Raw genomic sequence first — 25,107 nt, 5'->3', positions numbered from 1 at the left:
AGGAGAGCGTGAGGTTCGTCTGGCTGGGTGGGCTCGCGGTTGTGACGGCAGTCCTCACTCCCATACGCGTCCCGCACCGACACTACGGCGCGGGCCATCGCTTGGTCCGTCGTGCTGTCGGAGCATCGCCTTCATTGTCATTTTCAGGGAGGCCGGCCGCAGTTGTCGGTGAGGGTTAGTGGCAGTGCCGTGGCTAAGAGGGCGTTTCATTTGGTGGCTTTCGGGTTGCCAGCCGATACGTATAGAGCCAGTTGATGCAGCCGTTGGTAGTAGCGGAGCCCCCCTGGTTCGGTGAGCAACGGCAGGACCTGGTCCAGGTCCTCGATGCAGTCGCGGAGAGTCCCGAGGCGCTTCGTGTCGAGAGCCCCGCCGTTGTTCAACCAGGCGGACACGCACCCGGCAATGTCTGCGTCGAGCAGGACCATGTCGGTGCCTGCCAGTTCCGCACCACGTAGCGCGGCGGGGAAGCGCGCGGCCAGGTGCTCCTGCCACAGGCGGGCAGCGGCGGCTTCAGGGTCTGTAGTTCTCTTCACAGACTCATCGTGCAGTGTTCTCCCGGCGGAGCGTTCTCGGCCTCCCGAGTCGGCGGTGACAGATGAGGGTCGCGGCTATGCCGACGAAGGCGAGGAAGTGCTCGGGCTTGCGTTCGTAGCGGCGGTGGAGGCGTCGGCAACCGGCCAGCCAGGAAACGGTTCGTTCGACGACCCAGCGGTGCCGGCCGAGCCGTTGCGAGGACTCGACGCCCTTCCGGGCAATGCGGTGGCGTATGCCTCTTCCACGGAGCCATCGCCGCAGGTGGTCGTAGTCGTAGCCCTTGTCCGCATGCAGTTTCGCAGGGCGCCTGCGGCGCGGTCCACGGCGGGAACGGATAGGCGGGATTCCACGGATGAGTGGTTCCAGCCCTTGGCTGTCGTGCATGTTGGCGCCCGAGATACCCAATGACAGCGGTAATCCGTTCCGGTCGGTGACCAGATGGATTTTCGATCCCAACTTGCCGCGATCGGTCGGATTCGGTCCCGTCAGAAGCCCCCTTTTGCCGCCCGGACGCTGACCGAGTCGATCGCGCACCGCGACCAGGCCAGCTCACCCTGCGCCCCCAGTTCGTCCAGGACCACACGGTGGAGCCGGGCCCAAACCCGATCCGCGCTCCACTGGGCGAACCGCCGATAGACCGTCTGCCAGGCCGGGCCGAACACCGGCGGGAGCTGCCTCCAGGTGCAGCCCGAAGTGGCTACGAAGATGACCGCGGCGAGAGCCTCGCGGTCACCGGCGCGGCGTCGCCCCCCGCCCTGTGGACGCCTCACCTCAGTTGGCGGCACCACCCGCCGGAACAGCAGCCACAACTCCTCCGGCACCAACCGTTCGACCAGATCCGTCATGCACGGGACAACGAACGAGCACGCCAAAGGAAACGACGTCTAACCCTCAGCTTGGCGGGGCATGCGCAGGGAGGCGTCCAGGATGGTCATGAGCTGCGCTGCACGCGTCTTGCCTGTTGGCGCCAGAGGGTATCTGTTCAGAACCTCGATCAGAACGGGTGTGGCGCGTTGTCGAGCCTTCTCGATCAGTCGGAGCCCGACGGCGAAATCATTGTCCGCGTTCAATTCTCCAACGCGCGCGGCGCTTGCGGCGGCTCTCAGGATGTGACCCACCTGGGTGGCCTTCGCGATCGGATGAAGGTAGGCCGCAGAGGCGGCATCTCCCGCAGCGCGCGCAGCCAGCTGTGCGGCCTCCGTGGTCGCTTCCTTCGCCGCCCGGTGGGCGTCCAAGGAGGTGATGCGCTGAAGTTGGGTCCTTCTGGCGCCGTTCACGAACTCCCGCGCAGCGTCAATGGCTGCACGAGGCCGAGGATCGCCGGGGCTGGCCTCCTCGAACACGGAAAGAACTTCCTCAGCGCTCTCCAGAACGTAGTGGGCGACGACGCGCAGTTCGTCCACAGTCAGTTCAAAGTCCCCAGATCCGATCGTCACGGACCCGATTCTCCCATCGCGCGGGCGGCGGCTCGGTCTCCTCGCCGCTGTCCTCGGCCGGTTCGGGGACCAGAGCGGCCGGCTGCCGCATCCACAGACCAACTGGTCGGCACCGCAGGTTCACCGCCGTCGGCGGCCGAAGAAGTCGTCGCCGATCATCAGGACTCCACGATCCCGCAAGGCATCGACTGAGCGCCAGACGCTCGACATCCAGGTTCCGGCGCACTCGTCGAAAACGAGGGGTTCGACGAGCCCGTACTGCCGTATAGGGCCGAAATACGCCCGTCGGCAATGGGAGTCCCCTGGGACTTCTCCGGGGCTTTGAACCAGGAGCGACGGCCCTGCACTCTTCACATGATGAACCGTCGAAGAGGTCGCCCTGAGCGATGTGCTGAGAACTCGCAGGGTGTGTGCCGCGGGCGACGTGATGCTGCACGCGAAGCACTGCCCCGAGCACGGGTGCGTTGAGCCCGAGGCTGCCGTGAGCGTCTCCCCGGATGCGCAGGGCACCCGCCCACAGTTGGTCCGCTACACCTCGTTGAAGCCGCGCGACGCATCGTAGATGTCCGTCTCGATGACGACCACGAAGAAGCTCGTCACTACGTAGTGGATCATTACGTGATCCTCCCAGACCCCGCGCGTCACGCTGTCGTTGGTGTAAACAAGCTGACTGCCGGCACCTTCAGGGTCAGCTGCGATCCTGGCCACGAGACGCAAGAACGTCTCCCGATCGTAGGCCGGCATGTAGTCACGGAACATTGCGACCTGCTCGGTGAACTGCACCCGTCTCTTCATTGGCAGGATTGTATGGAAGCGGCGAAAGCGCCGGAGGTCAGCCTCAAGCCGCCCCGCATGCGGCGGATCCCCGTCGACTACGGCCGGCCCGCCACCCGCGCACCGACCCGCCAGGACATGCACCGGCGACGTCGCAGGCGCCGCGTTCGGACTGTGCCCACCGGGCGGTACCTATGACCGGGAGGTCACCTCACACCTGGGCGCGGCAGGGGCCGGCTGGCACACGGCGGGTGGGCCCGCTCCCCGCCCCTGGTATGGCGCATCACGAGCCACCGAATCTTCGCTACCCTGACGCCTCGCGTTGGAGAGGGCAGGGGCACGCATGGGTGATCAGCACGAAACAGCCGATGAGGCGAACACCGCTGAGCCGAGAGGGTCTGCGTTTGGGCAAGCCCTCCGCATCGCACTGTCGACCATTGGGACCGAGGCACCCGTGCTTGGTGCTGCCGGAGCCTCAGTAGCCGCTGGTGTCGGGGTCGTTGCACTCACAGCCGACTCTGCCAAGGCCAAGGCGGATCCTGTTCCAGGGTGGCTTCTGCCGAGCCTCGCAGTCGCGGTGACCCTCGTCGTCTTCGCAGGCATCGTCGCGATCATTGTCAGAGAGCGTCGGAAATCTGCGGCGCGTCGCAATGAACAAGCGAGGCTGGACAACGCAGCTGACAACCTGCGTGAACGGATGGAACTTGCAAGCCTGGTGAACTTCAACCGCGTCCTGTTGGAGAAGTACCACGGGATCGCCACCAGGCAAGCCAACAAGTCCTTCGTCAGCAGCCTCATCGCGATGAGCATCGGCCTGCTCGTCCTCGTTGGCGCCTTCGTGGCGTCCATGCAGTTCAATGCGCTCGGGGAGCGCATCTTCATTGGCTCACTCGCCGCTCTCGCAACGGCCTTCGTCGGCTACCTCAGCAAGACCTTCCTGGCCGTCTACGACAGGTCCCTTCAGCAGCTGAACCAGTACTTCAACCAGCCTGTCTTGAACGGATACTTCCTGACGGCCGAACGCATCGTCGAGCGACTCGACGACCCGCTGAAGCAGGAGCTCACCGCCCAGATCGTCATGGATGTCCTGGAAACGGGCAAGGAGATGCACCAACTCAGCGTCTCGCGGGCTGCGGCACCCAAACCACGGCCGAAGGTAACCCGGCAGCGAAAGCCGCAGGCCGAGCAGGTGGGCCAGCCGTAGTCGAGGTACGGCACGTTGAGGCCACTCCTCTCGCGGCCGCCGGCTTCCAGCGGAGAGTGGCATGGCAAGCGGACGGTGCGGGTGGCGATCCCGCCGAACCGCGAACCGGGGGAAGCACGGACATCAGCACTGCCCAACGAGCAGGAGAACTTGCCGACCGGGCAGCCAAGACCGGTGACCCCGCGGTGGCGGCCGCAGCCCAGCTCTACGCCACACTCGCACTCGTCGAAGTCACCGACGAACAAGCCGCACAGCTACGCATCGCAAGCAGATCCATCTGCCCCGACCACCTCACCGGCACCCACCCGAAGGCGATCTCGGACGGTTGGTGTCGTGGTGCACGCCCCGGGGCCCCTGCGCGAGCGAACCGGTGTGCTGAGGGCCGCCCGGCGGATCCGTACGGGCCTCAGGACATGCTGCCCCGGCACACCGTCCCCGGGGCCGGGGTGCGGCCCGTGCGGAGGTACTTGTCGACCGTCTCCGTGACGCAGCGGTTCTGCGGGTACGTGCCGTGCCCCTCCTCCTCGGCCGTCAGGAGCACGCCGACACCGTCGCCCAGGGCGCGGGCCATGTGGCGGGCGCCGGAGTACGGGGTGTTCGGGTCGCCGGTGCCGCCGACCACCAGGACGGGGGCCGCGCCGTCGGCGTTCACCCGGGGCGTGGTGCGCTCACCGTCGAACGGCCAGTCGTAACAGAGGTAGACGCCGGTGGACCAGGCCGCGCCGAAGACGGGTGAGGCGGCCTTGACGCGGGCCTCATCCCTGTCGAGGCGTTCGAAGCCGGGGCGCAGGCTGGAGTCCGCGCAGGTGATCGCGGTCAGGGCGGCACGGCTGTTGTCGTGCGGGGTCGCCGCGTGGTCGGCGGAGCCGATGTCGTCCGTACCCTCGCTCAGCGGGCGGCCGTCGTTGTGGTCGATCAGCGCGGTGAGGGCCTTGGCGAGCGGCGGCCAGCCGTCTGTCCCGCGGTCGAGATGGTGGCTGACGGCGTATGCGAGGTCGTCGGCGTCGAGACTGCGTCCGCCGCCGGCCGGGGCGGGCTTCTTCTTCAGGCGGTCGGCGAGGCGCGCCATGCGTCGCGCGGCCTCCTCGGGGCCGTCGCCGGTCGGGCAGGGGCGGATACGGGCCGCGCAGTGCGCGGCGAACCGGTCGAACGCCGCCTGGACCGCCTTGACCTGCGACACCTGCTCCTCGTCGAGATCATCGGTCGGATCGACGGACGCTTCGAGGACGAGCCTTCCGACGTGCGACGGGTACAGGTGGGCGTAGACCGCGCCGAGCGCCGTTCCGTACGAGACGCCGAAGTAGTGCAGCCGCTCGTCGCCGAGGAGGTAGCGCATCAGGTCGAGGTCGCGCGCGGTGTGCGTGGTGCCGATGTACGGGAGGAGCGCCCCGGAGTGCTCGGCGCAGGAGTCGGCCCCGTCGTAGCCGGTGTCGTCGGCGGTCTTCCCGCAGCGCACGGGGATGGTCGCGCCAACGCCGCGCGGGTCGAAGGAGACCAGGTCGTAGCGGTCGAGGAGCGGCTTGTACTGGTTGAGGCGTTCGGGCAGTCCGCTCACGCCGGACACGCCGGGGCCGCCGAAGTTGAGGACGAGCGAGCCGATGCGCCGGGCGTTCGGGCCGGTGGCCTTGCGGCGGATCAGGGCGACGTCGATCGTCCTGCCGCCCGGTTTCCGGTAGTCGAGGGGCGCCTTCATGGCGGCGCAGTCGTAGCCCGTGCGCGCGGTGGGCGGCGAAGTGCAGCGGGACCAGTGGAGGTGCTGGCCGGTGGTGAGCGCGGTGGTCAGACCGGCGGGCGGGTTGTGCGCGGTGAACTCCGTACGCGGCTCCGCACTCCGGCCGGGAACGTCGTGCTGGAGCCAGGCGCCGACAGCCCCGATCGCGGCGAGGACGACCCCGGCGATGACGAGCGCACCGGCCGAGAGGTTTGGTCTGCGCCTTCGTATCGGATGTGCGTCACTCATCGAAATCCCCGCGCTCCCGCCCCTGGACGCCCGCCCCGCGTCCGCATGCCCGTACCCGTGATCGTCCGATCGTCGAATGAGTGCAGGGTACAAGCCGCTCCCGACAGCAGAGCTCGCGAGTGCGAGCTCTGCGCGAAGCAGGTCGGCGCGCCGACCGGTGCCGCCCTTTCCCAGGGCCGCCGTTGCAGGTCTTCGTCCAGTGTGTCAACTCCGCGCAAGGAGCCGGTCGGTGAGGTCGCGCAGTCGCCGTGCGGCCGCCGGGTCGAAGTCGCGGGTGCCGACCGGAATGCGACGGCCCTCGACGAATGCGCTGAGCGGTTCCGAGGGGGGCTTGTCGATGGCGTCGACGATCGGCGGCAACGCGGCCTCGACGGGCTTGGCGTCTCGTTGCATCGACCGGATGTGGGGCAGCGTATCGGCGTCGTACTCGCCGGAGAAGCCGGTGGCCGTGACACCGGGGTGGATCAGTACGTAGCGGATCCCGGCCGGTCCGTGCTGTTCGGCGTAGCTGACGCCCAGCAGGTCGTTGAGCTTTCCGCCCTGACCTAGCGCGGCCCCGCCGTGGTAGTGGCGGGCGAGCTGGAGATCGTCCCACTGGACGAGTTCGAGGCCGGCTCCCGGACCGGCCACGTTGACGACGACCGGGTGCTGCGCCCGGGACAGCGGCTCGGCGAGCGCCTGGCCCAGCACGTGGCGGCTCAGGTAGAAGAGTGCGAAGTTCTCCTCGTACCCCTCGGTGGTCTCCGTGCGGCGGGAGCGGTAGTGGCGGGCGCAGAACACCAGCGCGTCGACCGTCGGGAACGCGGCCCGGATCTCATCGGCGGCACGGGAGGTCTCCGCGAGCAGGCTGAGGTCCGCCGTGACGAAGAAGGCCCGGTCGGCGGCGTCCGCCGCGCGCGCGTCGTCGAGGAAGCGCCGGCCCTTCTCGGGGTTCCGGCCGATGACGACGACCGTGTCGCCCCGGCCGAGGTAGAGCCCGGCGAGTGCTTTGCCGATGCCGTCGGTGCCACCAGCGATGACGAGGGTGCTCATTTGCCTTCTCCCCGGGTGTGAACGGATGCGGTAATCTCTTCGGCCGGCTCCGGGTGAGCGGTCTCACCGGCTCGGATCCCCGTGATCCCGTCTAACAGGATCACGCCGATCAGCCGCCGCAGGGCCGGATCCAGGCGTTCGTCCTGTGCATGCGCCATGGCTGCCTCCGGTGAGATCGAGCGGCCCGGGTCCGCTGCGGCCCGCGCGCAGGCAGAGGGCGACGAGACCCGTGCCGAGCGAGGCGAGCCCGCCGACGACGAACGCGCTTCGAGCGCCCCTGGCCTCGGCGACGTACCCCACCATGAGGGCACCGAGTGGGGTGGAGCCCTGAAGGATGAGGGTGTACAGGGCAAGGACCCGGCCCCGGTAGAGGGGGTCGCTGCCGAGCTGGATGCGGTGGTTGGCGGCCTGGGCGAAGTAGACGGAGGCACCGCCGGTGAGGAAGAGCAGGACCACGACGGCCGGGTAGCCCGTCGCCCACCCGACCGCGGCCTCCATCACCCCGAAGACGAGCGCCGATACGGTGATCAGCCGGGCGGAGGGCCGCGCGGTGCGGGCCGTGGTGAGGAACGCGGCGGTGAGCGAGCCCGCGGCGAAGACGGTGGTGAGCAGGCCGAAGGACGAGGCGTCCGTGTGGAACACGGTCTTGGCGAGCAGCGGCAGCGTGAGCTGGAAGTTGAGACCGAACAGGCCGACTCCGGCGACCAGGGCGAACGGGATCATGAGATCGGGGCGCCCGCGCACGTACCGCAGTCCGTCGGTGACGCGTGTACGGCCCGGCGCACGGGCTGTGCGGTAGAGCTCGCCGGGGCGGATCCGGTACAGCGCGACGACGGTCGCGAGATAGCTGAGCGCGTTGACCGACATGACCCAGCCGGTCCCGAGGACGGTGAGGAGCAGGCCCGCCGCGGCGGGGCCCGCGACACGGGCGACGTTGAAGTACGCGGCGCTCAGGGCCGACGCGTTGGGCAGCAGCTCGGGAGGCACCAGCTCACCGACGAACGCCATCCGGGTGGGAACCTCGACCGCGTTGACCATGCCGAGGCAGAACGCGAAGACATGGACGTCCGTCAGTCCGGCCGTGCCGGTGAGGACGAACACCGCCAGGAGGAGCGCGAGCAGGCCCGACAGAAGATTGGCGGCCAGCAGCAGCGCCCGCTTGTCGTACCGGTCGGCCAGCCTTCCGCCGTGGAGCGTGAAGAGCAGCATCGGGGTGAACTGAAGGGCGGTGACGGTGCCGAGGGCCGTCGCCGAGTTCCCGGTCAGTTCCAGGACGAGCCAGTCCTGGGCGACGACCATCATCCAGGTGCCCGCGACCGACACCACCTGGCCCGCTGCGAACTGCCGGAAGTTGCGGATCCCGAGGGCCCGGAAGGGGCGGGTCCGGGCGTCGGTGGTCACCGTGGGGCGGACCGCGCGCCCGCATCGAGGCACTCGTCGAGGAAGGCCAGGGCACGCAGGTGGTACGCCCTGGCGGCGCAGCCCAGGCTGATATTGTGCCCGGCCGCGGAGAGCCGGTCGACGAGGACCCGGGGTGCTGCCGAGAACTGCTCGGCGAGGTCGGCGAGGTCCGCGTCGCTCTGGCGCCACCAGGCCTCGTGCTCGGCGAAGGTGAAGCGCACGGGCACCCGCACGCGCGGCAGCAGGCGGCGGGACAGCGTGCCCCACTCCTGCGCCGATGCGATCTCCTGCTCCGGCATCGGGGCGACGACTGCCCCGATCTCGCTGAAGGTTCCGTCCGGATAGAGCTGCAGGGGGCCCCAGTTGAGCCGGCGCAGGCCGGTGCGTGCCCCGCGGCCCAGGAGCGCCGCGGAGACCGCCGGCCGGTGCCCGCAGCCGGAGATGTCCAGGCCGAGGTAGGTGTCGGGCGGGGCGTCGGCGGCGAGGGCGAGGGCGAGCTTGCCGCCGAAGGAGTGGGCGAGCAGGAACAGCGGACCGGACGGCACATGGCGGGCCTGCGCGTCGGCGAGCGCCGCGCGGACCGTCGCCGCCTGCTCCAGAAGACTCTGCCCGGCGAGCAGGTACGGCGCCGATGCGCCGTACCCGGGCCGGTCGAGCGCGAGCACCGCGCAGCCCAGGCGAGCGCCGAGCGTCAGCAGGGAGACGTCCGGATGCGCCTGTCCGTCGAAGTACCCGGCGCCCATTCCGCCACCGTGCAGGGCGACGACGGTCGCGCGTGGCGGACGTCCGTCAGCGGGTTCGCTCAGCAGTGCGGACAGGGGAATCCCGGCCGCGTCGAGGGTGATCCTGCGGACCCCCGGTGACAGGCCGCCGGATGCGGTTGCCTCGTGCGCAGGGTGTGCCGTCGTCAGCATCATGCGTCCCCGTTCTCGTCCGCCCGCCGCGGGCACTGTCCTCCCAGCATGGGTTGCGGCTACGGAACGGGACAAGGCATTCCGGTTCAGGGCTCCTTCAGAACTCCGTCCCCGCGCCGTCGGGGAACGGACAGACGGTGGTCAGGAGGCGGTCAGGGATTGGCCGCCGGGGGTACGCAGGCCCCCGGCCATCAGGGGCTTCCCGTCCGTACAGGCGGATCCGGGAGCTTCGCCCGCACGGGTGATTCGTACGTTCCTCCAGGCACCAAGGCATCTGCCCTGCGCTTTCGAGCAGAGCATGCTGAACGCAAGGACAAAACGCGTGCCCTTGCGGTGCATGCGGCCCTACCGGCTGCGTGCACCGCAAGGGGACCCGGGGCCGCTCGCGGCTCAGCCGTTCACAGCCCCACGTCGCGGCCGTTGATGTCGGCGAGGGACTCACGGCGTATCAGCAGCCGGGCGCGGCCTTCGTGGACGGCGGCCACGGGCGGGCGGCCGACCGCGTTGTAATTGGACGCCATGGAGAGGTGGTAGGCGCCCGCGACCGGGATGGCCACCAGGTCTCCCGGGTGGACGTCGCCCGGCAGCACCGCATCGGCGGCGAGTACGTCACCCGCCTCGCAGTGGCGGCCGACGACGGTCGCCGTGCAGGGTTCGGCCGTCGAGCGGCGGCCGACGAGGCGGGGCGCGTAGCGGGCGCCGTACAGGGCGGGCCGCGGGTTGTCGCTCATTCCGCCGTCCACGGCCACGAAGACGCGGTCGCCGGTGCGCTTGACGGCGAGCACCCGGTAGAGCGCCACGCCCGCGGGCCCCACCAGGGCGCGGCCGGGTTCGATGGTGAGGCGCGGTGCGGGGATGCCGGCGGCGGCGCAGCTCGTGGCCAGTTCGCGGCGGATGCGGTCGCCGAGGGACGGGATGTCGAGCGGGTCCTCGCCGGGACGGTAGGCGACGGCGTGGCCGCCCCCCATGTCGAGCTCGGGCAGCGCGACTCCGTGCTGGCGGTGGACCTGGGCGAGGAGTCCGACCATGCGTCGGAGCGCGGTCAGGTAGGGCTTGGCCGAGGCGATCTGCGAGCCGATGTGGCAGTGCAGTCCGGCCAGTTCGAGGTGCGGCTGGTCGAGGATCCGGGCGATGGCGTGCTGGGCGCTGCCGTCGGTGAGGGAGAGCCCGAACTTCTGGTCGTCCGTGCCGGTGCGGATCGCGGCGTGGGCGCCCGCGCCGACCCCGGGGATCACGCGTACCAGCACCTTCTGCCGGGCCCCGTGCGGGACGAGCGCGGCGAGCCGGGCGATCTCCCACGCGCTGTCGATGACGATCCTTCCGACGCCGAGACGCAGTGCGGCGCTCAGGTCGTCGGGGCTCTTGGCGTTGCCGTGCAGCACGATACGGGCGGGAGGAAAGCCGTTGGTGACGGCGAACTCCAGCTCACCGGCCGAGCAGACGTCCAGGCCGAGGCCCTCTTCCCGTACCCAGCGCAGGAGGGCGCGGCAGAGGAACGCCTTCGCCGCGTAGACGACGTCGGTGTCCGGGAAGGCCCGCAGATAGGTACGGCAGCGTTCCCGGACCTCGCCCTCGTCGAGGAGGTAGACCGGGGTCCCGAACCGCTCGGCGGCCTCGACGAGCGAGACGCCTCCCACCGCGACCTCGCCGCGGGCGGTGAGCCGCGCGGAAGCGGGCCAGACGGAAAGACCTGCGGCGTTGGCCGGCGGCACCGGGACCGCGTGCGGCATCGTCGGCACCGATGTCGGAGCCGACAGGGCCGGCAGTGTGGTGTTCATGTTGTTCCCCCGCCGGTCAAGAGGTCGATGCGGACAGCGACGGTGCGCTGCTCGCGCGCAGCGCTTCGACCGGTCGCGGCTCCCGTGCCGGTCGGCGCTCGCGCCGCGGTTCGGCGGCCGCACGGCCGCGGAGCCCGGGGGCGGTCATCAGCGGGTCGACGGTGAGGCCGGCGACTCCCAGGGGCGCGACGAGCGCGCGCAGCGCCGGCTCGGAGAGCCGGATCCAGGCCTGCTGCTGCCCCAGGGTGCGGGCCAGCTGTCGCTCACTGGTGAAGGCGACCGCGGTACGGCCGCCGAGAGGCGTACGGAAGAGGCGGGCGCAGCAGCCCACCGGTCCCGGCCGGACCGGAACGTACAACGCTCCGGCCCGGTTCGATTCAAGGGGGTCGGGGTCCTCGGCGCACTGGCTGTCGTTCATGACACTCCTCATCGGGACGGATCGGCGCCCCGGTCTCCTGGCAAGCCGGGGCATGACGTTGACGCTATGCCCGCCCCCACCGGGTCGGACGAGCCCGTTGGCGGACCCTTGATCCCGAACGCCCGACCCTTGACGCGCGATTGACGGCGGCCGCCCGCAGCGACTCGTCCGGCTCCCCCACCCCACCGTCCCGGCGGCGGACCGTCCGCCCCTTACGCGCCTTACGCACCTGACACACCTGGCGCGACCTGGCGCCGGGTGGCACCACGTGGCGCCATTCCATGCCACCCGAGACGAATGGCCCCCTCTGACACCACCGGCAACCAGACGGATGTCATTGCGTTTGCGCAGGTCAAAGGCCATTCACCGGAGACGGCTCCGAAGATTGCGCCACGCGACTTGCGCATGGCGCCATCATGGTGCCAAGATGGCGTCATGGACCTCACCCCGTATGTCGACACCCTCCGCCGCGAACTTGCAGTGGCCGCCGAGGCCGGCGGCGACGAAGCCCGCGCACTGGCAGAGAGGCTCACCGCCCCTCTGGAGTCGGCGACCCGGCTGACCATGCTCAACGTGCTCTCCGCCGCAATGGACGAGATCACCCGCGAACTGGCGCCCGGCTCGGTCGACGTACGACTGCGCGGGCTCGACCCCGACTTCGTGGTGACACTGCCGGCCACCGGCATCGCCCCCGCGGAGCCGGCCGCGCCCGCCGAGCCGCTCAAGACCCTGGCCCCGGCGGACGGCGAGGAGGGCGGCACCGCCCGCGTCAACCTGCGCCTGCCGGCCCACCTCAAGGCGCGCGCCGAGGAGACCGCGAGCCGTGAGGGACTGTCGGTCAACGCATGGCTGGTGCGCGCCGTGTCGGCCGCGGTCGACGGCGGCACCGGGCCGCGCACGACAGAGAAGAGCCAGACGCTCGGACAGGGCTACACGGGCTGGGTGCGCTAGCCGGACCCCCTGCCTGCACCACTTCACCCACACCACGTCCCACCAGCGGGGACGCCCTGAGGACTCAAGAGGACGGGACAGCCATGCCTTCTTTCGACACCCCCGAAGCGATCTCGGTCACCGCGCACGTGGAGGCCGGTTCCATCCAGTTCACCGCCGGCGACCGCCCCGACACCGTCGTCGAGGCGCGGCCCCGCGACCCGAAGAAGGACCAGGACACACGGGCGGCCGAGCAGACCGAGGTCACCTACGCGGGCGGCGTACTGACCATCCGGACGCCCAAGCAGCGTTATCTGATCGGACGCACCGGCACCGTCGACGTGACCGTCGAACTGCCGACGGGCTCGCACATCGACGTGACCGGCGCCTGGGCCCAGGTACTCGGCGAGGGCCGGCTGGGCGAGGTCCGCGTGAAGACCTCGTCCGGCGACGTCCGCCTCGACACGACCGGCCCACTGCACCTGACCGCGTCGCACGGCTCCATCACCGTGGACCACGTCGAGGGCAAGGCCGAGATCACCACCAGCTCGGGCAGCCTGCGTGTCGGCCTCGTCGACGGATCCGCCGTCCTGAAGAACTCGCACGGCACCACGACCGTCGGCGCCGCGACCGGCGAGCTGCGGGTGAGCGGCTCCAACGGCGACATCGACATCACCCGCGCCGAGGGATCGGTCACGGCCACCACCGCCCACGGCACCCTGCGCGTGGCCGAAATCGCCCGCGGAACAGCCCAGTTGCAGACGAACCACGGAGCCATCGAGGTCGGCATCCGCGAAGGCACGGCCGCCTGGCTCGACGTCAACTCCGGCGCCGGCCAGGTACGCAACACCCTCACCGCCTCCGAGACTCCGGCGGAGACCGAGGACACCGTCAAGGTCCACGCCCGCACCCGGTTCGGCAACATCGACATCCGCCGCGCCAAGGCCTGACCCCTGGGGCGGCCGGCCTCGGTCCGCCCGGTTCCGCCGGGCAGCCGGCCTCGGCACACGCGTCTCCGCCGGGCCGGTTGCCCAGCCCAGTCCCCCAGCCGCTTTCAGCCTCCGAACGGGAGAGCCCCATGCCTTCGCCTGTCATGCCCACATCCAGAAAGGGTGACGGCCATCCGTCGCCGGACGCCGTCTCCGCCGTCGGTCTGCGCAAGTCGTACGGCGACAAGGTCATCCTCGACGGGATCGACCTGCGCATCCCCGCCGGCACCGTGTTCGCGCTGCTCGGCCCGAACGGTGCCGGCAAGACCACCGCCGTGAAGATCCTCTCCACTCTCATCTCCGCCGACGCCGGCCGGATTCATGTCGGCGGCCACGATCTGGCCGCCGACCCGCAGGCCGTGCGCGCCGCGATCGGTGTCACCGGACAGTTCTCCGCCGTCGACGGGCTCATCACCGGCGAGGAGAACATGCTCCTCATGGCCGACCTGCACCACCTCTCCAAGCAGGAGGGACGACAGGTCACCGCCGAGCTGCTGGAACGCTTCGACCTGGTGGAGGCCGCCAAGAAGCCGGCCTCCACCTACTCCGGCGGCATGAAGCGCCGCCTCGACATCGCCATGACCCTGGTCGGGAACCCGCGGATCATCTTCCTCGACGAACCGACCACCGGCCTCGACCCCCGCTCCCGCCACAACATGTGGGGCATCATCCGCGCACTCGTCACCAGCGGGGTCACCGTCTTCCTCACCACCCAGTACCTGGACGAGGCCGACGAACTCGCCGACCGCATCGCGGTGTTGCACGACGGAAAGATCGTCGCCGAAGGCACCGCCGACGAACTCAAGCGCATCGTCCCCGGCGGACACGTCCGACTTCGCTTCACCGACCCGGCCGCCTACCAGTCCGCCGCGTCCGTTCTGAGCGAGGTCACCAGGGACGACGAGTCCCTCTCCCTGCAGATCCTCAGCAACGGCAGCCAGCGCGAACTGCGCGCCGTTCTCGACTGGCTGGACAGCGCCGGCATCGAGGCCGACGAACTGACCGTGCACACCCCCGACCTCGACGACGTGTTCTTCGCCCTGACAAGCAGCAGCCGGCAGGCCCAGGCCGACCAGCCCAAGGAGACAGCCCGATGAGCACCATGTCCCTCGCCGTACGCGACTCCCACACGATGCTCCGCCGCAACCTCCTGCACGCCCGCCGCTACCCCTCCCTCACCCTCAACCTGCTCCTCACCCCGATCATGCTGCTGCTGCTCTTCGTCTACATCTTCGGCGACGTGATGAGTGCGGGTATCGGCGGCGGCAACGCCACCCGCTCCGACTACATCGCCTACATCGTCCCCGGCCTCCTGCTGATGACCATCGGGAGCACCACGATCGGCACCGCGGTCTCCGTCTCCAACGACATGACCGAAGGCATCATCGCCCGGTTCCGCACCATGGCCATCCACCGCGGCTCCGTACTCGTCGGACACGTCGTCGGCAGCGTCCTGCAATGCATCGCCAGCGTCGTCCTCGTCGGCGCCGTCGCCGTGGCCATCGGGTTCCGCTCCACCGACGCCACCACCCTCGAATGGCTCGCCGCCTTCGGACTCCTCGTCCTCTTCGCCACGGCCTTCACCTGGATCGCCGTCGGCATGGGCCTCATCAGCCCCAATGCCGAAGCCGCCAGCAACAACGCACTCCCCATGATCCTGCTGCCCCTCCTGTCCAGCGCCTTCATCCCCGTCGACACCATGCCCGGCTGGTTCCAGCCGATCGCCGAGTACCAGCCCTTCACCCCCGCGATCGAGACCCTCCGAGGCCTGCTGCTGGGCAGCGAGATCGGCAACAACGGGTGGCTCGCCCTCGCCTGGTGCGTGGGCCTCACCGTCCTCGGCTACTTCTGGTCGACCTCGAAGTTCAACAGCGACCCGATCTAGCCGAACAGCCGTCGCGCCGGCACCGAAGAACCCCCACAACACGCCTCGCGCCAGGGCGGCGTACCCCGACACCACGTCGGGATACGCCGCCCCGGCCCCGTTTCACGCACCCGTACCGGGCGACGGGCGCCGGCCGGGAGCCGCTAGCGGGGCGAGCCGGAAGTGCGCTTCGGGGCGGCCAGGACCCACCCGGCGAAGGCTTCGACGCCATCCACCACCGCTTCGAAGCGCGGGGAGTGGAACAGGTCGAAAGCGTGCTGCCCGCCGGGCAGTTCGGCGTAGACCACGGTGCTGTCCGAGACGCGGCGCAGCTGTGCGACGAAGTTCCGGGCGCCCTCGACGGTTCCCAGTGCGTCCTTGGTGCCGTGAGCGACGAGGATCGGCGGCGCACCGGGGTGGATGTATCCCTGGGGCTGGGGCGGAGGCGGCGGCTCTTCCGGCGGGTCGCCGAAGTAGTGTCCGTAGAAGCCGTAGAGACAGATCGCCGCGGTGACCGAGGTGTCGGCCGACTCGAATCCGGGCTGGAACACCGGGTCGTTCGGTGTGAGCGCGCACAGGCCTGCCATGTTGGATCCGGCGGAGCTGCCCGCCACGAACAGCCTCGATGGGTCGGCGCCATAGGCTGCGCCGTGCTCGCGGGCCCAGGCGATGACCTTCTTGGCGTCGATCTGGTGGCCGGGGAACGTGGTCTGTGGCCGCAGACGGTAGTTGGCGCTGATGCACACCCATCCCTGGCCGGCGAGCCGGTACAGCAGGGGGCGCGCCTCGCGGTTCTTCGCTCCGCTGCTGTAGCGGCCGCCGTGGAAGTAGATCAGGACCGGTGCGTTCTGCGGTGCGTCGCGGCGGCGGCGGTAGATGTCGAGGAGGTTTTGGCGTCCGGCGTCCCCGTAGCTGATGTTGGGGATCCGCTCCACGTCACGGCGCCGCATGAAGCCCGGCAGCAGCAGGATGCGGCCCCAGGGCCGGTGGCGGCGCAGCGGTACGCGAACACGCTCACGCCAGCCGGTCCCGAGCCCCTCCTCGAGGGCCCGCCCGACCGCCTGATCCGTGCGCAGGCCCCGCCAGGCGGAGACGGCCAGGCCGATGGCGGCGACGGCTGCCACCGCGGCGGTCACCTTGGCGCCCGTCGACTCCAGATCACCCTGGGCGGCGGCCAGCGTTGTGGAGGCGAGCAGGGCAAAGATGCCGAGGAACGGCACTTCGTTGAGTACCAGGCCGAACCAGAAGCTCAGGCTCGCCAGTGCTCGGGGCCGGCGCGGAGCGACAACGGCGAAGAAGGTGCACCAGGTGAGGAACGCCGTCGTCGCCACGTACCCCATCGGCATGGCCATGATTCGATCACCCGTCAACTCTGCTCAGGCAGTGAGTACTTCCTCGCGGGCATCGCCCCCGCCATGAGGGTGACCCACGTGGCTCCGGCTGGGGCCGGCACATCCGGCGCGTCCCATTCTTCCCCTCGCACACCCATCGCATCAACGGCGAAGCCTGTAACTCATTCGTGCGTTCGCCAGAGCATCCGCCGACGCCGGTCACCCGGCGCGGTGATACCCCGCAGGATTCCGTTCCCTGACCACCACGCCACGGAGACCGTCATCTGGGGCGGCCCTCGACGTGTGCGGCCGGGCGGCTCAGTCGCACCGTCCGCTGCCGCTGTAGCAGGGCGAGTACCCGGCGCTGGGGGTCGGCGCGGGTTCCGGGTGGGAGCGGTCGTAGTCGTGCTGCGCCGACACGAGCAGCGCAGCGACGGCACCTGCGGTCAGGAGATGCAGGATCGCCGTCCACCGGGCACGGGCCAGCACCGCGATCCCGAAGAGGACGAACAGGCCGATGAGGAAGTGCTCCATGAACGCGATGCCGGCCAGCGTCGACTCGTCCATCTCCTCCCGCGCCCCCTGCGCAGCCCACCCTTCCATCCCGTAGCCGAACATCATCCACCCGAAGACAACGGCCTCGACGACGAGCAGACCGATGCCGGAGGCGAGGTCCGAGGCAAGAGGCTTCGGACGCGACCAGGGCCATCTGCCCCGAGCCGCACGACCGGGAACCTCATGAGTCATGCCCACATGCTGAGTCGATCGCAGATGCACCTGAGTACGCGCACTCATTCACCGGGGCTGCGGGGCACGACGTCGGCGACGTCGGGTCCCTGAGGGCTGTCCCTGAGGCAGATTCCAGCGGCACTACTCGGGTTCTTGTTGCGGGTCCTCCACCGGAAAGTGGATCGGACTCAGCAGGTACTGCGCCCGCTCGGGGTTCGGCCGGTTGTCCAGTCTGGGCGCGATGGCCGTACGCAGCTCGGCGATCAGTTCGTCGAGCTCCCCCGGACTGAGCCAGAGCGCATGTTGCCGGTAGCCCACCCGGTCGGCCACGGGGTCGGCCCCGTCACGGTCGAGATAGCCGTTGAACTCGGCCAGCAGGGCCGTCATCGCGGTGGCGAAGGCCTGCCGGTGGTCGTCGGGGGCGAGGTCACGGACCGCATCGGCACCGATCACAGCCCGGTCCCGGCGCAATCGGTAGTGGCGTTCCACCGCGCCCCGCACCCTGCGTTCCTCGGCCACTTCCAGGACTCCGCCTGCCGTCAGCAGTTCGATATGGCGGTACACCGTGGCCTTCGAGGCTTCAGGGATACGGGCGCAGAGTTGAGTGGTCGTCAGCAGCCGGCCGCCGCCCATCGCGTGCACGATCCGCAGCCGAATGGGGTGGGCGAGCAGCTCCAGGGAGTCCATGTCCAAACTTTCTCATGACTGCTACCTTTCTCAATCATGCGAAAGGATGAAGTGAAGGCGCTCACCGTTGCTCAGGAATTTGCCGCGCTGCTGCGAGCGGAGCGTTTCGCCGAGATCGTGGAGTTGTTCGCGCCCCCGCTGCGCGCTGCCGTGTCCGCGGACGCGTTGCGGCTTGCGTGGGCGGCCCAGTCGGCCGGGCGGGGCGGGGCCGGGGAGATCGGTGAGCCGGTGCGGGCGGCCGGTGACGTCGTCCCGGTACGCGTGCGTATCCCCGTGACGTGCGCCGACGGGAGCTTCACCGTGGTCACGTCGGTGGGCGACGACGGACTGCTGCACGGCCTGCGGTTCGATGCCGCCGGCGGTGGCGCATGGCAGCCCCCGCCGTACGCGGAACCGGACCGGTTCACCGAGCAGGATGTCCTGGTCGGTACCGGGCCGCTTGCCGTGCCGGGAACCCTGAGTCTGCCCGCCGGCCCCGGCCCATGGCCCGCCGTGGTGCTGCTCGGCGGCGGCGGCGCGTTCGACAGGGACGAGAGCAGCGGCCCCAACAAGCCGCTCAAGGACCTCGCTTGGGGACTCGCCTCACGGCAGGTGGCCGTACTGCGGTTCGACAAGATCACCTTCACGCAACCCGGCTGCCTGCCAACGGACTTCACCATGGCCGACGAGTACCTGCCGTATGCGCTCGCCGCCGCCCGGATGCTCCGGCAGCAGGCCGGTGTGGACGCCGGCCGCGTCCACCTCCTCGGCCACAGCATGGGAGGCAAGGCGGCGCCCCGGGCCGCCGCCGCCGACCGGTCGATCGCCGGGCTGATCCTGCTCGCGGCGGACGCCCAGCCGATGCACGAGGCGGCCGTACGGGTGGCCGGCCACCTTGCCGCGCTCGCCCCCGGCCCGGACATGGACGCGGCAAGCGCGGCGATGGCCCGGCAGGCCGCTTTGGTGGCGGGCCCCGGGCTCGGGGCCGATACGCCGTCGGAGCTGTTGCCCTTCGGGCTCTCCGCCGCGTACTGGCTCGACCTGCGCGCCTACGATCCGGTGGCCACGGCGGCCGGGCTGTCCTGCCCGATGCTGATTCTGCAGGGCGGCCGGGACTACCAGGTGACGGTCGCCGACGACCTGACACGCTGGCAGCGGGCCCTGGCGGACCGGCCCGAGGTGGCGATCCGGATCCACCCGGACGCCAACCACTTCTTCTTCAGCGGCCGGGAACCGTCCACCCCTGCCGAATACGCCCGGCCTGGACACGTCGACGCCACGGTGGTGGACGAGATCGCGGACTGGCTGGCGCGGCGGTAGAGGAAGGAGGACCTGCGTGACTGCAGAGCCGTTGCGGCGACACGGCCGGTCAGGCCATGCGGACCACCTGACCGCTGTGCCGCGCGCGTTCCGCGGCCCAGACCACGAGGTGCGAGCGCAGAGCCTCGTCCGGGCCCGTGTTCACCAGCTCGCGGTCGTCGTCGGCGATCGCCGCGAGGAACGCCCTGATGAGCTCGTCGTCCGCGCCGCCGTGGCCGTCCGCCGCCGACGCCCCGCCTTCGGGGTCGAAGTCGAAGACCTCCCGGGTGTCGGTGAGGAAGTCGTGGAGCGTGAGCGTACGGCCGTCGCCGTCGAGCGAACCGTGGGTGCCGAACACCCGGGTCTTTCGGAAGTCGAGACCGGTGAAGGCGGTCATGGTGAAGGAGGCGGTCACGCCGCCCTCGTACTGGAGGTTCACCACCTGGTGGTCCACGACGTCGTTGCGGCCGTTGTAGACGCACTCGCCGTAGGGGCCGTCCTCGAGTGCCTTCGTGAGTCCGGCGCTCGTCACGTCGTCGGTGAGCACACCGAGCGGCCACTGCTCGAAGACCGGGTCGCCGAGGAAGCGTTCGTAGATGCGCGGGGCCGAGTAGGTGCAGGTGCGTTCGACGGGGCAGGTGACGCAGCGGTCGCCGGCGCCCTCCGGCTTGTTTTCCGGGCGGAAGTGGAAGAGGTTGCCGAAGGAGGAGACCTGCTCCACGGGCTTGCCCACCACATGGCCGAGCCAGTCGATGTCGTGGCAGGACTTGGCGAGCAGCATCGACGACGACTCCGCTTCGACGCCCCACTTCCCGCGTACGTAGGAGTGCGCGTGGTGCCACCAGCCGACGGGCTCGAGGTGTTCGACGCTGACGACGTCGCCGATCCGCCCGGAGTCGATGAGCTGCTTGACCTTGACCGAGTACGGCGTGTAGCGCAGGACGTGGCAGACCGCGAGAAGGATGTCGTTGCGCGTGGCGGCCTCGACGATGCGGCGGGCGTCCTCCTCCGTCGGCGCCATCGGCTTCTCCAGCAGCAGCGCGTAGCCCAGATCGGCCAGGGCCACGGCCGGTTCGGCGTGCATGCGGTCGGGGGTGGCGACGATCGCGGCGTCGGCGAGACGCGGCCGGGAGGCGAGCTCCGCCCAGTCGGTGAAGACCCGGTCGTGCGGCAGCGCGAACTCGTCCGCGAGTGCCTGGCGGCGTACGGGGTCGGGGTCGGCGACCGCCGTGACGACGGCTCCACCTTGGGCGGCGGCGATGCGTGCGTAGGAGGCCCCCCGGGCCCCCGCTCCGACGATCGCAAGGGTGACGGTCACGTACCAAATCCCTTACTTGACGGCACCCTGGAGGATGCCCTTGATGAAGTGGCGCTGGAAGAAGAGGTAGATCAGCACGATCGGTGCGATCACGATGAGCGTGCCGGCGGACAGCAGCGGAATGTTCTTGCCGTACTGCTGGACGAACTTGCCGAGGCCGGACGGGGCCGTGCGCATCATCGGGTCCTGGATGAGCACCAGGGCCAGCAGGAACTGGTTCCACGCCCACATGAAGTAGAGGAGCCCGAGTGTGGTGAGCGCGGGAACGGCGGTCGGCAGCAGGACCCGGGTGAGGGTGCGCCAGCTGTTCGCGCCGTCCACGGCCGCGGCCTCCATCAGCTCCTTGGGCAGCGACTCGAAGTGCGTACGCATCCAGAAGACGCCGAAGGGCATGAACAGCCCGACCAGCGGCAGGATCACGGCCCAGTAGGTGTTCAGCAGGCCGACCGAGTCCAGGTCGTAGTAGAGGGGGATCACGATGGCTTCGTACGGCAGGGCCAGTCCGAGCATCAGCAGGGCGAAGAGCGGTCCCTTGGCCTTCAGTTGCATGGTGGCCAGGCCGTAGCCGGCGAGGGTCGCGAGGACCAGGGCGATCGGGACGACGCCGAGCGCGATGATGGCGCTCGACTTCAGCAGCGATCCGAATCCGGCCGTGGTCCACGCGGTGGCGAAGTTTCCCCACTGCGGGTCGGACGGCCAGGACAGGCCCGGTGAGAGGTTGCTCTGCGGCTGGAGCGCCGCGGTGAACAGGGCGAGAAAGGGGAACAGGACGGCTGCGGCGGCGACGATGAGTGCCAGCCTGGGCAGTTGCTTGGTCATCGGGGGTACTCCAGTGAGATGCGCGGCATGCGTCAGCGCTCCCGCGACAGCCTGTTGAGGCCGTACATGGCGGCACAGGTGATGAGGGACAGCACCGTGGCCAGGGCGCATGCGGTGCCGACCCGGCCTGCGGTGAAGACGAGTTGGTAGACCTGGACACCGGGGACCATGGTGGAGTAGCCGGGCCCGCCGCCCGTCATCACGTACACGACGTCGAAGCCGGCGAGGGCCGAGATGACAGTGACATTGCAGGCGACGCCGATCTCCTTGCGGAGGCCCGGGACGGTGATGTGCCAGAACTCGCGCAGCCGGCCGCAGCCGTCCAGGCGGGCCGCCTCGTAGAGCGACGGCTCGATCTTGCCGATGCCGGACAGCAGGAGCAGGAAGCACAGTCCAGTGGAGACCCAGGTGCCGATCAGGCCGACGGCCGGGAAGGCGTACGTGAAGTCGCCCAGCCAGGCACGGGCGAGGGAGCCGAGGCCGACCGCGCGCAGCATCTGGTTGAGCGGGCCGTCCTCACCGTAGATCCACTTCCAGACGACGCCCACCGCGACGAGCGGCAGGATCTGCGGGAGGAAGATGATGGTGCGGATCACCGGCATGGCCCGCCACGGGACGGCCGAGGTCACGGCGGCCAGGATCAGGCCGAGGATGACGGGGACGACCGTGTAGAAGACGATGAAGCCGAAGGCGTGCGTCAGGGCGGCGCGCAGGGCGGGTTCCTCGAACACCGCGGTGTAGTTGGAGAGTCCGGCCCAGGTGGCCGTGCCGATGCCGTTCCAGTTCCAGAACGAGATCCAGAAGCTGTGCAGCCAGGGCGCGATGACGAAGAGTGCGTAGAAGACCAGAGCGGGGGCCACGTACAGCAGCGGCACGAACCGGCCCTTGCGGCGCGGGGCGGCGGGCGCCCCGCGCCTGGCCGCGGCCGAAGCCGCTGACCGCTCGGTACGCACGAGCGTGTCAGCCATGCGTCTTGGACCACTCGTCCTGGATCGCCTTCACGAAGCCGTCGGTGTCGGTGCGGTTCGCGAGGAGTTCCTGGGTTGTGGCGGTGAGCTTGTCGTTCATGGTCGCGGTGGCGTTGTTGTTGAAGCCCACGAGACCGTTGTCCTCGTTGACTCTCCCCCAGGCCGTCACGATGTCCTTCATCACGGTGCCGTCCTGCGGCTTGGCGGCGGTGAGGTCGGCGGGCATGAAGCCGGCCTTGAACTCGGCGGCCGAGGCCTCGGGCGAGTGCAGGAAGTCCAGGAAGTAGGCCGCGGCGTCCGCGTTCTTGCTCTTCGAGGAGATGGCGTACGCGACGGAGGTGCCGATCGCGGTGGCCTTCGGCGACGGGAAGGCGATGAATCCCGCGTCCTTGCCGAGCTTGTCGCCGATCTTCTCGGCGTCCCAGTTGCCGTCGACGAAGTAGACGCCCTGGCCCTTGGTGAACTTGTCGACGGCCGTCTGCAGATCGGTGCCGTTGGCGCTGCCCGGCAGGTAGCCCTTCTTGTTCCAGGCGACGAGCTTGTCGGCGGCGGTGCGGTTGCCCGGGGTGTCGAAGGTGGCGCTCTTCTGGCCGAAGGTCCACTGCGCGGCCTTCTCGGCACCGTCCGCCGACTGGCCGATGAGCTGGATCGGGAAGGAGGCGTGGCCCTGCTGGTTGCCGAGCTGCAGTGGCAGTTCACCGGCCTTCTTCGCCTTGGCGAGGGCCGCTTCGAACTCCTCCAGGGTGGCCGGCGGGGTGGTGATGCCGGCCTTGGCCGCCTTCGCCTTGTTGTAGTAGACGCCCACGAGGGAGAAGCCGGCAGGGGCGGCGTACAGGCCGCCGGTGCCGAGCGTGCTGCCGTCCTCGGCGACCCGCCACTGGTTGAGCTGCGTGCTCGGGTACGTCTTGTCCCAGTCGTACGCCTCCGCGTACCGGGACAGGTCGATGACCAGGCCGTCCTTGACCGTCGTGCCGACCGAGTTGAGCAGGGCGATGTCGGGCGCCTGGCCGGAGGCGAGCGACAGGTTCAGCGCCTTGTTGTAGTCATCGACGTTGTTGTCCTCGTAGTCGATCGTGACCTGGGGGTACTTCGCCTCGAAGGCCTTGATGACCGACTTGACCGCCGCTCCCGACTCGGGCGTGGAGACCAGCTTGAGCGTGACCTTCTCGTCGGTCAGCCCCTTCCTGACCGGGCCCGACGGCTCCGCTCCCGCCGTGTCCGTCGAAGCACCGGGTGCGCAGGCGGTCCCGCACAACGCCACCAGGACGGCTCCTGCCAGAACTCTGCTGATCTTCATCGACGCTGCTCTCCTGTGAACACGGGGGAAGGAATCGCTGGTGTGGCAGGATGTCGAGCCGAGGTTGCCTGCCAGCGAGTTTCGAAGGAAACTTTCCTTCGAAAGAATGAGATACGCCACTGCGCCCGTCAAGAGGTAAAGGGCAGATTGTCGTTCCGTGACATGGAAAGTACGCAGCAAGTGGGGGACATGAAGAACTCGGACGTCCTGCCGGGCGGCGATCAGAGCGCCCTGCGCCATCTCAACACCAGCCGGATCCTGCAACTGCTGTACGACGGACCGCCGCTGACGACCAACGCCATAGCGCAGGTCACCGCGCTCTCCCGCCCCACCGTGCGCGGCATCGTCACCGCCCTCGTGGCGGACGGCCGGCTCACCCTCGACGGCCAGGACGCGACGCGCACCGGCGGCCGGCCCGCACAGCGCTACGCCTTCGACTTCGACGCCGGACGCCTCGCCGGCATCCACATCGACTCCGACGGCATCTCCGTACGCATCACCGATCTCGGCGGGACCCTGCTGGCCGAGGCCGGCCGCCCGACCCCCACCGCGCTCGATCCCGACGAACGCCTGCGGGAGGCCGCGGACCTGGTGCGCGAGCACCTTCCCGCGGGCGGCTCACCCCTGTGGGGGGCGGGCGTCGGGACGCCGGGCATCGTGGACGCGCGCGGGTCAGTGCGACTGAGCGTGGCCATCCCCCAGTGGTCTGGCGTACACCTCGCCGACCAGCTCCACGAGCTGCTGCGCTGCCCGGTCGTGGCGATGAAGGACACCAACCTGGCCGTCCTGGCCGAGCACCGGACCGGCGCCGCCCGCGGCACCTCCGACGTGCTGTACGTCCACCTGGACAACCGGCTCGGCGTGGGGATCCTGGTCAACGGCAAGCCGTTCACCGGGCGCACGGGGGCGGCGGGCGAGATCGGCAGACACCCGAGCCTGGGCTGGGCGGACACCCCCGCCAAGCTCGGCGGCGGTTCCGGTGCCGCCCTGCCCGACGCCGGAGAGGCCGGCCATCTGGTGTTCACCCGCGCCCGGCACGGCGACCCGGCCGCCCGGGCCACCGTCAACAGCTACGCCCGCGCGGTGGCGGACGGCATCGGCGCGATGGTGCTCGCCGTCGACCCGCAGCTGATCGTGCTCGGCGGCGCACTGGCCGGGGCGGGCCCGGCCGTCCTGGAGGCGGTGCGGGAGCAACTCACCGACATCTGCTACGAGGTTCCGCCCCTGACCCTCAGCGCGCTCAGCGCGGGCGCCGTGGCCGTGGGCGGCGTGGAAGCCGCCCGGGACCTGGTGCGCGGACGGCTGTTCGCGGCGGAGCAGGCGGCGAACTGACGCCTACGCGGCTGTTGACAGCGGGCAGACCTGACGGCACATTACGCAGGAAACTTTCTTTCGGAAGCCCGGTTGCGGCGACTGCGTCGACCGTGTCACCTGCGTCGACCGTGT

At 69.8% G+C, this 25,107-nt stretch carries 24 protein-coding genes; 7 read left to right on the top strand and 17 right to left on the bottom strand.

The features are described 5' to 3' along the window. Nucleotides 1-206: 206 nt before the first annotated feature. From ACIOEW_RS30255 to ACIOEW_RS30240, 4 genes are all read right to left on the bottom strand, one after another. A complete protein-coding gene (locus tag ACIOEW_RS30255) occupies nt 207-533 on the bottom strand; it encodes a hypothetical protein (RefSeq protein WP_362552695.1) in 327 nt (108 codons plus the stop codon). A gap of 4 nt (nt 534-537) precedes the next feature. Next, nucleotides 538-1,379, bottom strand: a protein-coding gene (locus ACIOEW_RS30250; protein ID WP_401967553.1) for an IS5 family transposase whose coding sequence is annotated in 2 segments (ribosomal slippage) — nt 538-1,025 and nt 1,025-1,379 — 843 coding nt in all. Because the reading frame shifts where the segments join, the coding sequence is not laid out codon by codon here. A 39-nt stretch (nt 1,380-1,418) separates the two neighbouring features. After that, a complete protein-coding gene (locus tag ACIOEW_RS30245) occupies nt 1,419-1,970 on the bottom strand; it encodes a putative immunity protein (RefSeq protein ID WP_362552690.1) in 552 nt (183 codons plus the stop codon). Between the two features lie 528 nt (nt 1,971-2,498). Further along, the gene (locus tag ACIOEW_RS30240) at nt 2,499-2,765 is read right to left on the bottom strand and encodes a hypothetical protein (RefSeq protein ID WP_362552687.1); all 267 of its coding nucleotides are present in this window, start codon (nt 2,763-2,765) and stop codon (nt 2,499-2,501) included. A 322-nt stretch (nt 2,766-3,087) separates the two neighbouring features. On the opposite strand from ACIOEW_RS30240, the gene ACIOEW_RS30235 reads away from it, so the two are divergent. Next, the gene (locus ACIOEW_RS30235; protein WP_401967550.1) at nt 3,088-3,948 is read left to right on the top strand and encodes a hypothetical protein; all 861 of its coding nucleotides are present in this window, start codon (nt 3,088-3,090) and stop codon (nt 3,946-3,948) included. Between the two features lie 406 nt (nt 3,949-4,354). On the opposite strand, the gene ACIOEW_RS30230 is transcribed toward ACIOEW_RS30235, so the two are convergent. The 6 genes from ACIOEW_RS30230 to ACIOEW_RS30205 all read right to left on the bottom strand — a co-directional run bounded on the left by ACIOEW_RS30230 (nt 4,355) and on the right by ACIOEW_RS30205 (nt 11,451). Continuing rightward, on the bottom strand, nt 4,355-5,908 hold the full coding sequence (locus tag ACIOEW_RS30230) for an alpha/beta hydrolase (RefSeq protein ID WP_401967547.1): 1,554 nt from the start codon (nt 5,906-5,908) through the stop codon (nt 4,355-4,357). 204 nt (nt 5,909-6,112) lie between these two features. Further along, nucleotides 6,113-6,940 carry an SDR family NAD(P)-dependent oxidoreductase gene (locus tag ACIOEW_RS30225; protein WP_401967545.1) on the bottom strand — a complete coding sequence of 276 codons (828 nt, stop codon included), beginning with the start codon at nt 6,938-6,940 and terminating at the stop codon, nt 6,113-6,115. A 63-nt stretch (nt 6,941-7,003) separates the two neighbouring features. After that, nucleotides 7,004-8,341, bottom strand: coding sequence for an MFS transporter (locus ACIOEW_RS30220; RefSeq protein WP_401967543.1), 1,338 nt, complete (start codon nt 8,339-8,341; stop codon nt 7,004-7,006). Next, the gene (locus ACIOEW_RS30215) at nt 8,338-9,255 is read right to left on the bottom strand and encodes an alpha/beta hydrolase (RefSeq protein ID WP_401967773.1); all 918 of its coding nucleotides are present in this window, start codon (nt 9,253-9,255) and stop codon (nt 8,338-8,340) included. The genes ACIOEW_RS30220 and ACIOEW_RS30215 overlap by 4 nt, the downstream gene beginning before the upstream one ends. Before the next feature lie 398 nt (nt 9,256-9,653). Next, nucleotides 9,654-10,985: a diaminopimelate decarboxylase gene (lysA, locus tag ACIOEW_RS30210; protein ID WP_401967770.1), complete on the bottom strand. Its 1,332-nt coding sequence runs from the start codon at nt 10,983-10,985 to the stop codon at nt 9,654-9,656. A gap of 64 nt (nt 10,986-11,049) precedes the next feature. Beyond that, nucleotides 11,050-11,451, bottom strand: coding sequence for an SAV_915 family protein (locus ACIOEW_RS30205; RefSeq protein WP_401967540.1), 402 nt, complete (start codon nt 11,449-11,451; stop codon nt 11,050-11,052). Between the two features lie 435 nt (nt 11,452-11,886). Here ACIOEW_RS30205 and ACIOEW_RS30200 point away from each other — a divergent pair, with 435 nt between their 5' ends. The 4 genes from ACIOEW_RS30200 to ACIOEW_RS30185 all read left to right on the top strand — a co-directional run bounded on the left by ACIOEW_RS30200 (nt 11,887) and on the right by ACIOEW_RS30185 (nt 15,255). Next, entirely contained in the window at nt 11,887-12,402 is a 516-nt protein-coding gene (locus ACIOEW_RS30200; RefSeq protein WP_362552673.1) for a hypothetical protein, read from the top strand. Between the two features lie 83 nt (nt 12,403-12,485). After that, nucleotides 12,486-13,331 (top strand): DUF4097 family beta strand repeat-containing protein, encoded by an 846-nt coding sequence (locus tag ACIOEW_RS30195; protein WP_401967538.1) that lies wholly within the window; start codon nt 12,486-12,488, stop codon nt 13,329-13,331. Nucleotides 13,332-13,474: 143 nt separating this feature from the next. Beyond that, the gene (locus tag ACIOEW_RS30190) at nt 13,475-14,467 is read left to right on the top strand and encodes an ATP-binding cassette domain-containing protein (RefSeq protein ID WP_401967535.1); all 993 of its coding nucleotides are present in this window, start codon (nt 13,475-13,477) and stop codon (nt 14,465-14,467) included. Next, nucleotides 14,464-15,255, top strand: coding sequence for an ABC transporter permease (locus ACIOEW_RS30185; protein ID WP_401967534.1), 792 nt, complete (start codon nt 14,464-14,466; stop codon nt 15,253-15,255). Before ACIOEW_RS30190 ends, ACIOEW_RS30185 begins: the two co-directional genes overlap by 4 nt. A gap of 143 nt (nt 15,256-15,398) precedes the next feature. Here ACIOEW_RS30185 and ACIOEW_RS30180 read toward each other — a convergent pair whose 3' ends face one another. From ACIOEW_RS30180 to ACIOEW_RS30170, 3 genes are all read right to left on the bottom strand, one after another. Continuing rightward, nucleotides 15,399-16,586, bottom strand: a complete 1,188-nt coding sequence (locus tag ACIOEW_RS30180) for an alpha/beta hydrolase (RefSeq protein WP_401967532.1) — start codon at nt 16,584-16,586, stop codon at nt 15,399-15,401. Between the two features lie 297 nt (nt 16,587-16,883). Then, nucleotides 16,884-17,312, bottom strand: coding sequence for a DUF6234 family protein (locus tag ACIOEW_RS30175; protein WP_401967530.1), 429 nt, complete (start codon nt 17,310-17,312; stop codon nt 16,884-16,886). 123 nt (nt 17,313-17,435) lie between these two features. Further along, nucleotides 17,436-17,981 carry a helix-turn-helix domain-containing protein gene (locus tag ACIOEW_RS30170; RefSeq protein WP_401967528.1) on the bottom strand — a complete coding sequence of 182 codons (546 nt, stop codon included), beginning with the start codon at nt 17,979-17,981 and terminating at the stop codon, nt 17,436-17,438. A 36-nt stretch (nt 17,982-18,017) separates the two neighbouring features. Here ACIOEW_RS30170 and ACIOEW_RS30165 point away from each other — a divergent pair, with 36 nt between their 5' ends. After that, nucleotides 18,018-19,280 carry an alpha/beta hydrolase family protein gene (locus tag ACIOEW_RS30165; protein WP_401967526.1) on the top strand — a complete coding sequence of 421 codons (1,263 nt, stop codon included), beginning with the start codon at nt 18,018-18,020 and terminating at the stop codon, nt 19,278-19,280. A gap of 49 nt (nt 19,281-19,329) precedes the next feature. Here the strand turns inward: ACIOEW_RS30165 and ACIOEW_RS30160 are convergent, their stop codons facing one another. The 4 genes from ACIOEW_RS30160 to ACIOEW_RS30145 are packed head-to-tail and all read right to left on the bottom strand — an operon-like array spanning nt 19,330 to nt 23,661. After that, a complete protein-coding gene (locus ACIOEW_RS30160; protein ID WP_401967524.1) occupies nt 19,330-20,577 on the bottom strand; it encodes a Gfo/Idh/MocA family protein in 1,248 nt (415 codons plus the stop codon). Nucleotides 20,578-20,589: 12 nt separating this feature from the next. Beyond that, complete coding sequence (locus ACIOEW_RS30155; RefSeq protein WP_362552649.1) at nt 20,590-21,396, bottom strand: carbohydrate ABC transporter permease; 807 nt, start codon at nt 21,394-21,396, stop codon at nt 20,590-20,592. 32 nt (nt 21,397-21,428) lie between these two features. Next, nucleotides 21,429-22,364 carry a carbohydrate ABC transporter permease gene (locus tag ACIOEW_RS30150; protein ID WP_401967521.1) on the bottom strand — a complete coding sequence of 312 codons (936 nt, stop codon included), beginning with the start codon at nt 22,362-22,364 and terminating at the stop codon, nt 21,429-21,431. Further along, nucleotides 22,357-23,661, bottom strand: a complete 1,305-nt coding sequence (locus ACIOEW_RS30145) for an ABC transporter substrate-binding protein (RefSeq protein ID WP_401967520.1) — start codon at nt 23,659-23,661, stop codon at nt 22,357-22,359. The genes ACIOEW_RS30150 and ACIOEW_RS30145 overlap by 8 nt, the downstream gene beginning before the upstream one ends. Before the next feature lie 189 nt (nt 23,662-23,850). On the opposite strand from ACIOEW_RS30145, the gene ACIOEW_RS30140 reads away from it, so the two are divergent. Further along, the gene (locus ACIOEW_RS30140; RefSeq protein WP_362552640.1) at nt 23,851-24,993 is read left to right on the top strand and encodes an ROK family transcriptional regulator; all 1,143 of its coding nucleotides are present in this window, start codon (nt 23,851-23,853) and stop codon (nt 24,991-24,993) included. The last annotated feature ends 114 nt before the right edge of the window (nt 24,994-25,107 follow it).

Origin of the sequence: Streptomyces sp. NPDC087901, assembly GCF_044742205.1 — a bacterium.
Taxonomy (GTDB): Bacteria; Actinomycetota; Actinomycetes; order Streptomycetales; family Streptomycetaceae; genus Streptomyces.
This window is presented reverse-complemented; position numbering and strand designations above follow the sequence as displayed.

Bases quoted from the DNA above. Each gene is read 5' to 3' on its own strand.
- lysA (WP_401967770.1), bottom strand. From the start codon at position 10,985: ATGCCGCACGCGGTCCCGGTGCCGCCGGCCAACGCCGCAGGTCTTTCC.
- ACIOEW_RS30215 (WP_401967773.1), bottom strand. From the start codon at position 9,255: ATGCTGACGACGGCACACCCTGCGCACGAGGCAACCGCATCCGGCGGC.
- ACIOEW_RS30205 (WP_401967540.1), bottom strand. From the start codon at position 11,451: ATGAACGACAGCCAGTGCGCCGAGGACCCCGACCCCCTTGAATCGAAC.
- ACIOEW_RS30195 (WP_401967538.1), top strand. From the start codon at position 12,486: ATGCCTTCTTTCGACACCCCCGAAGCGATCTCGGTCACCGCGCACGTG.
- ACIOEW_RS30230 (WP_401967547.1), bottom strand. From the start codon at position 5,908: ATGAGTGACGCACATCCGATACGAAGGCGCAGACCAAACCTCTCGGCC.
- ACIOEW_RS30175 (WP_401967530.1), bottom strand. From the start codon at position 17,312: ATGACTCATGAGGTTCCCGGTCGTGCGGCTCGGGGCAGATGGCCCTGG.
- ACIOEW_RS30190 (WP_401967535.1), top strand. From the start codon at position 13,475: ATGCCCACATCCAGAAAGGGTGACGGCCATCCGTCGCCGGACGCCGTC.
- ACIOEW_RS30225 (WP_401967545.1), bottom strand. From the start codon at position 6,940: ATGAGCACCCTCGTCATCGCTGGTGGCACCGACGGCATCGGCAAAGCA.
- ACIOEW_RS30150 (WP_401967521.1), bottom strand. From the start codon at position 22,364: ATGGCTGACACGCTCGTGCGTACCGAGCGGTCAGCGGCTTCGGCCGCG.
- ACIOEW_RS30165 (WP_401967526.1), top strand. From the start codon at position 18,018: ATGCGAAAGGATGAAGTGAAGGCGCTCACCGTTGCTCAGGAATTTGCC.
- ACIOEW_RS30185 (WP_401967534.1), top strand. From the start codon at position 14,464: ATGAGCACCATGTCCCTCGCCGTACGCGACTCCCACACGATGCTCCGC.
- ACIOEW_RS30240 (WP_362552687.1), bottom strand. From the start codon at position 2,765: ATGAAGAGACGGGTGCAGTTCACCGAGCAGGTCGCAATGTTCCGTGAC.
- ACIOEW_RS30170 (WP_401967528.1), bottom strand. From the start codon at position 17,981: ATGGACTCCCTGGAGCTGCTCGCCCACCCCATTCGGCTGCGGATCGTG.
- ACIOEW_RS30180 (WP_401967532.1), bottom strand. From the start codon at position 16,586: ATGGCCATGCCGATGGGGTACGTGGCGACGACGGCGTTCCTCACCTGG.
- ACIOEW_RS30235 (WP_401967550.1), top strand. From the start codon at position 3,088: ATGGGTGATCAGCACGAAACAGCCGATGAGGCGAACACCGCTGAGCCG.
- ACIOEW_RS30140 (WP_362552640.1), top strand. From the start codon at position 23,851: ATGAAGAACTCGGACGTCCTGCCGGGCGGCGATCAGAGCGCCCTGCGC.
- ACIOEW_RS30145 (WP_401967520.1), bottom strand. From the start codon at position 23,661: ATGAAGATCAGCAGAGTTCTGGCAGGAGCCGTCCTGGTGGCGTTGTGC.
- ACIOEW_RS30200 (WP_362552673.1), top strand. From the start codon at position 11,887: ATGGACCTCACCCCGTATGTCGACACCCTCCGCCGCGAACTTGCAGTG.
- ACIOEW_RS30155 (WP_362552649.1), bottom strand. From the start codon at position 21,396: ATGACCAAGCAACTGCCCAGGCTGGCACTCATCGTCGCCGCCGCAGCC.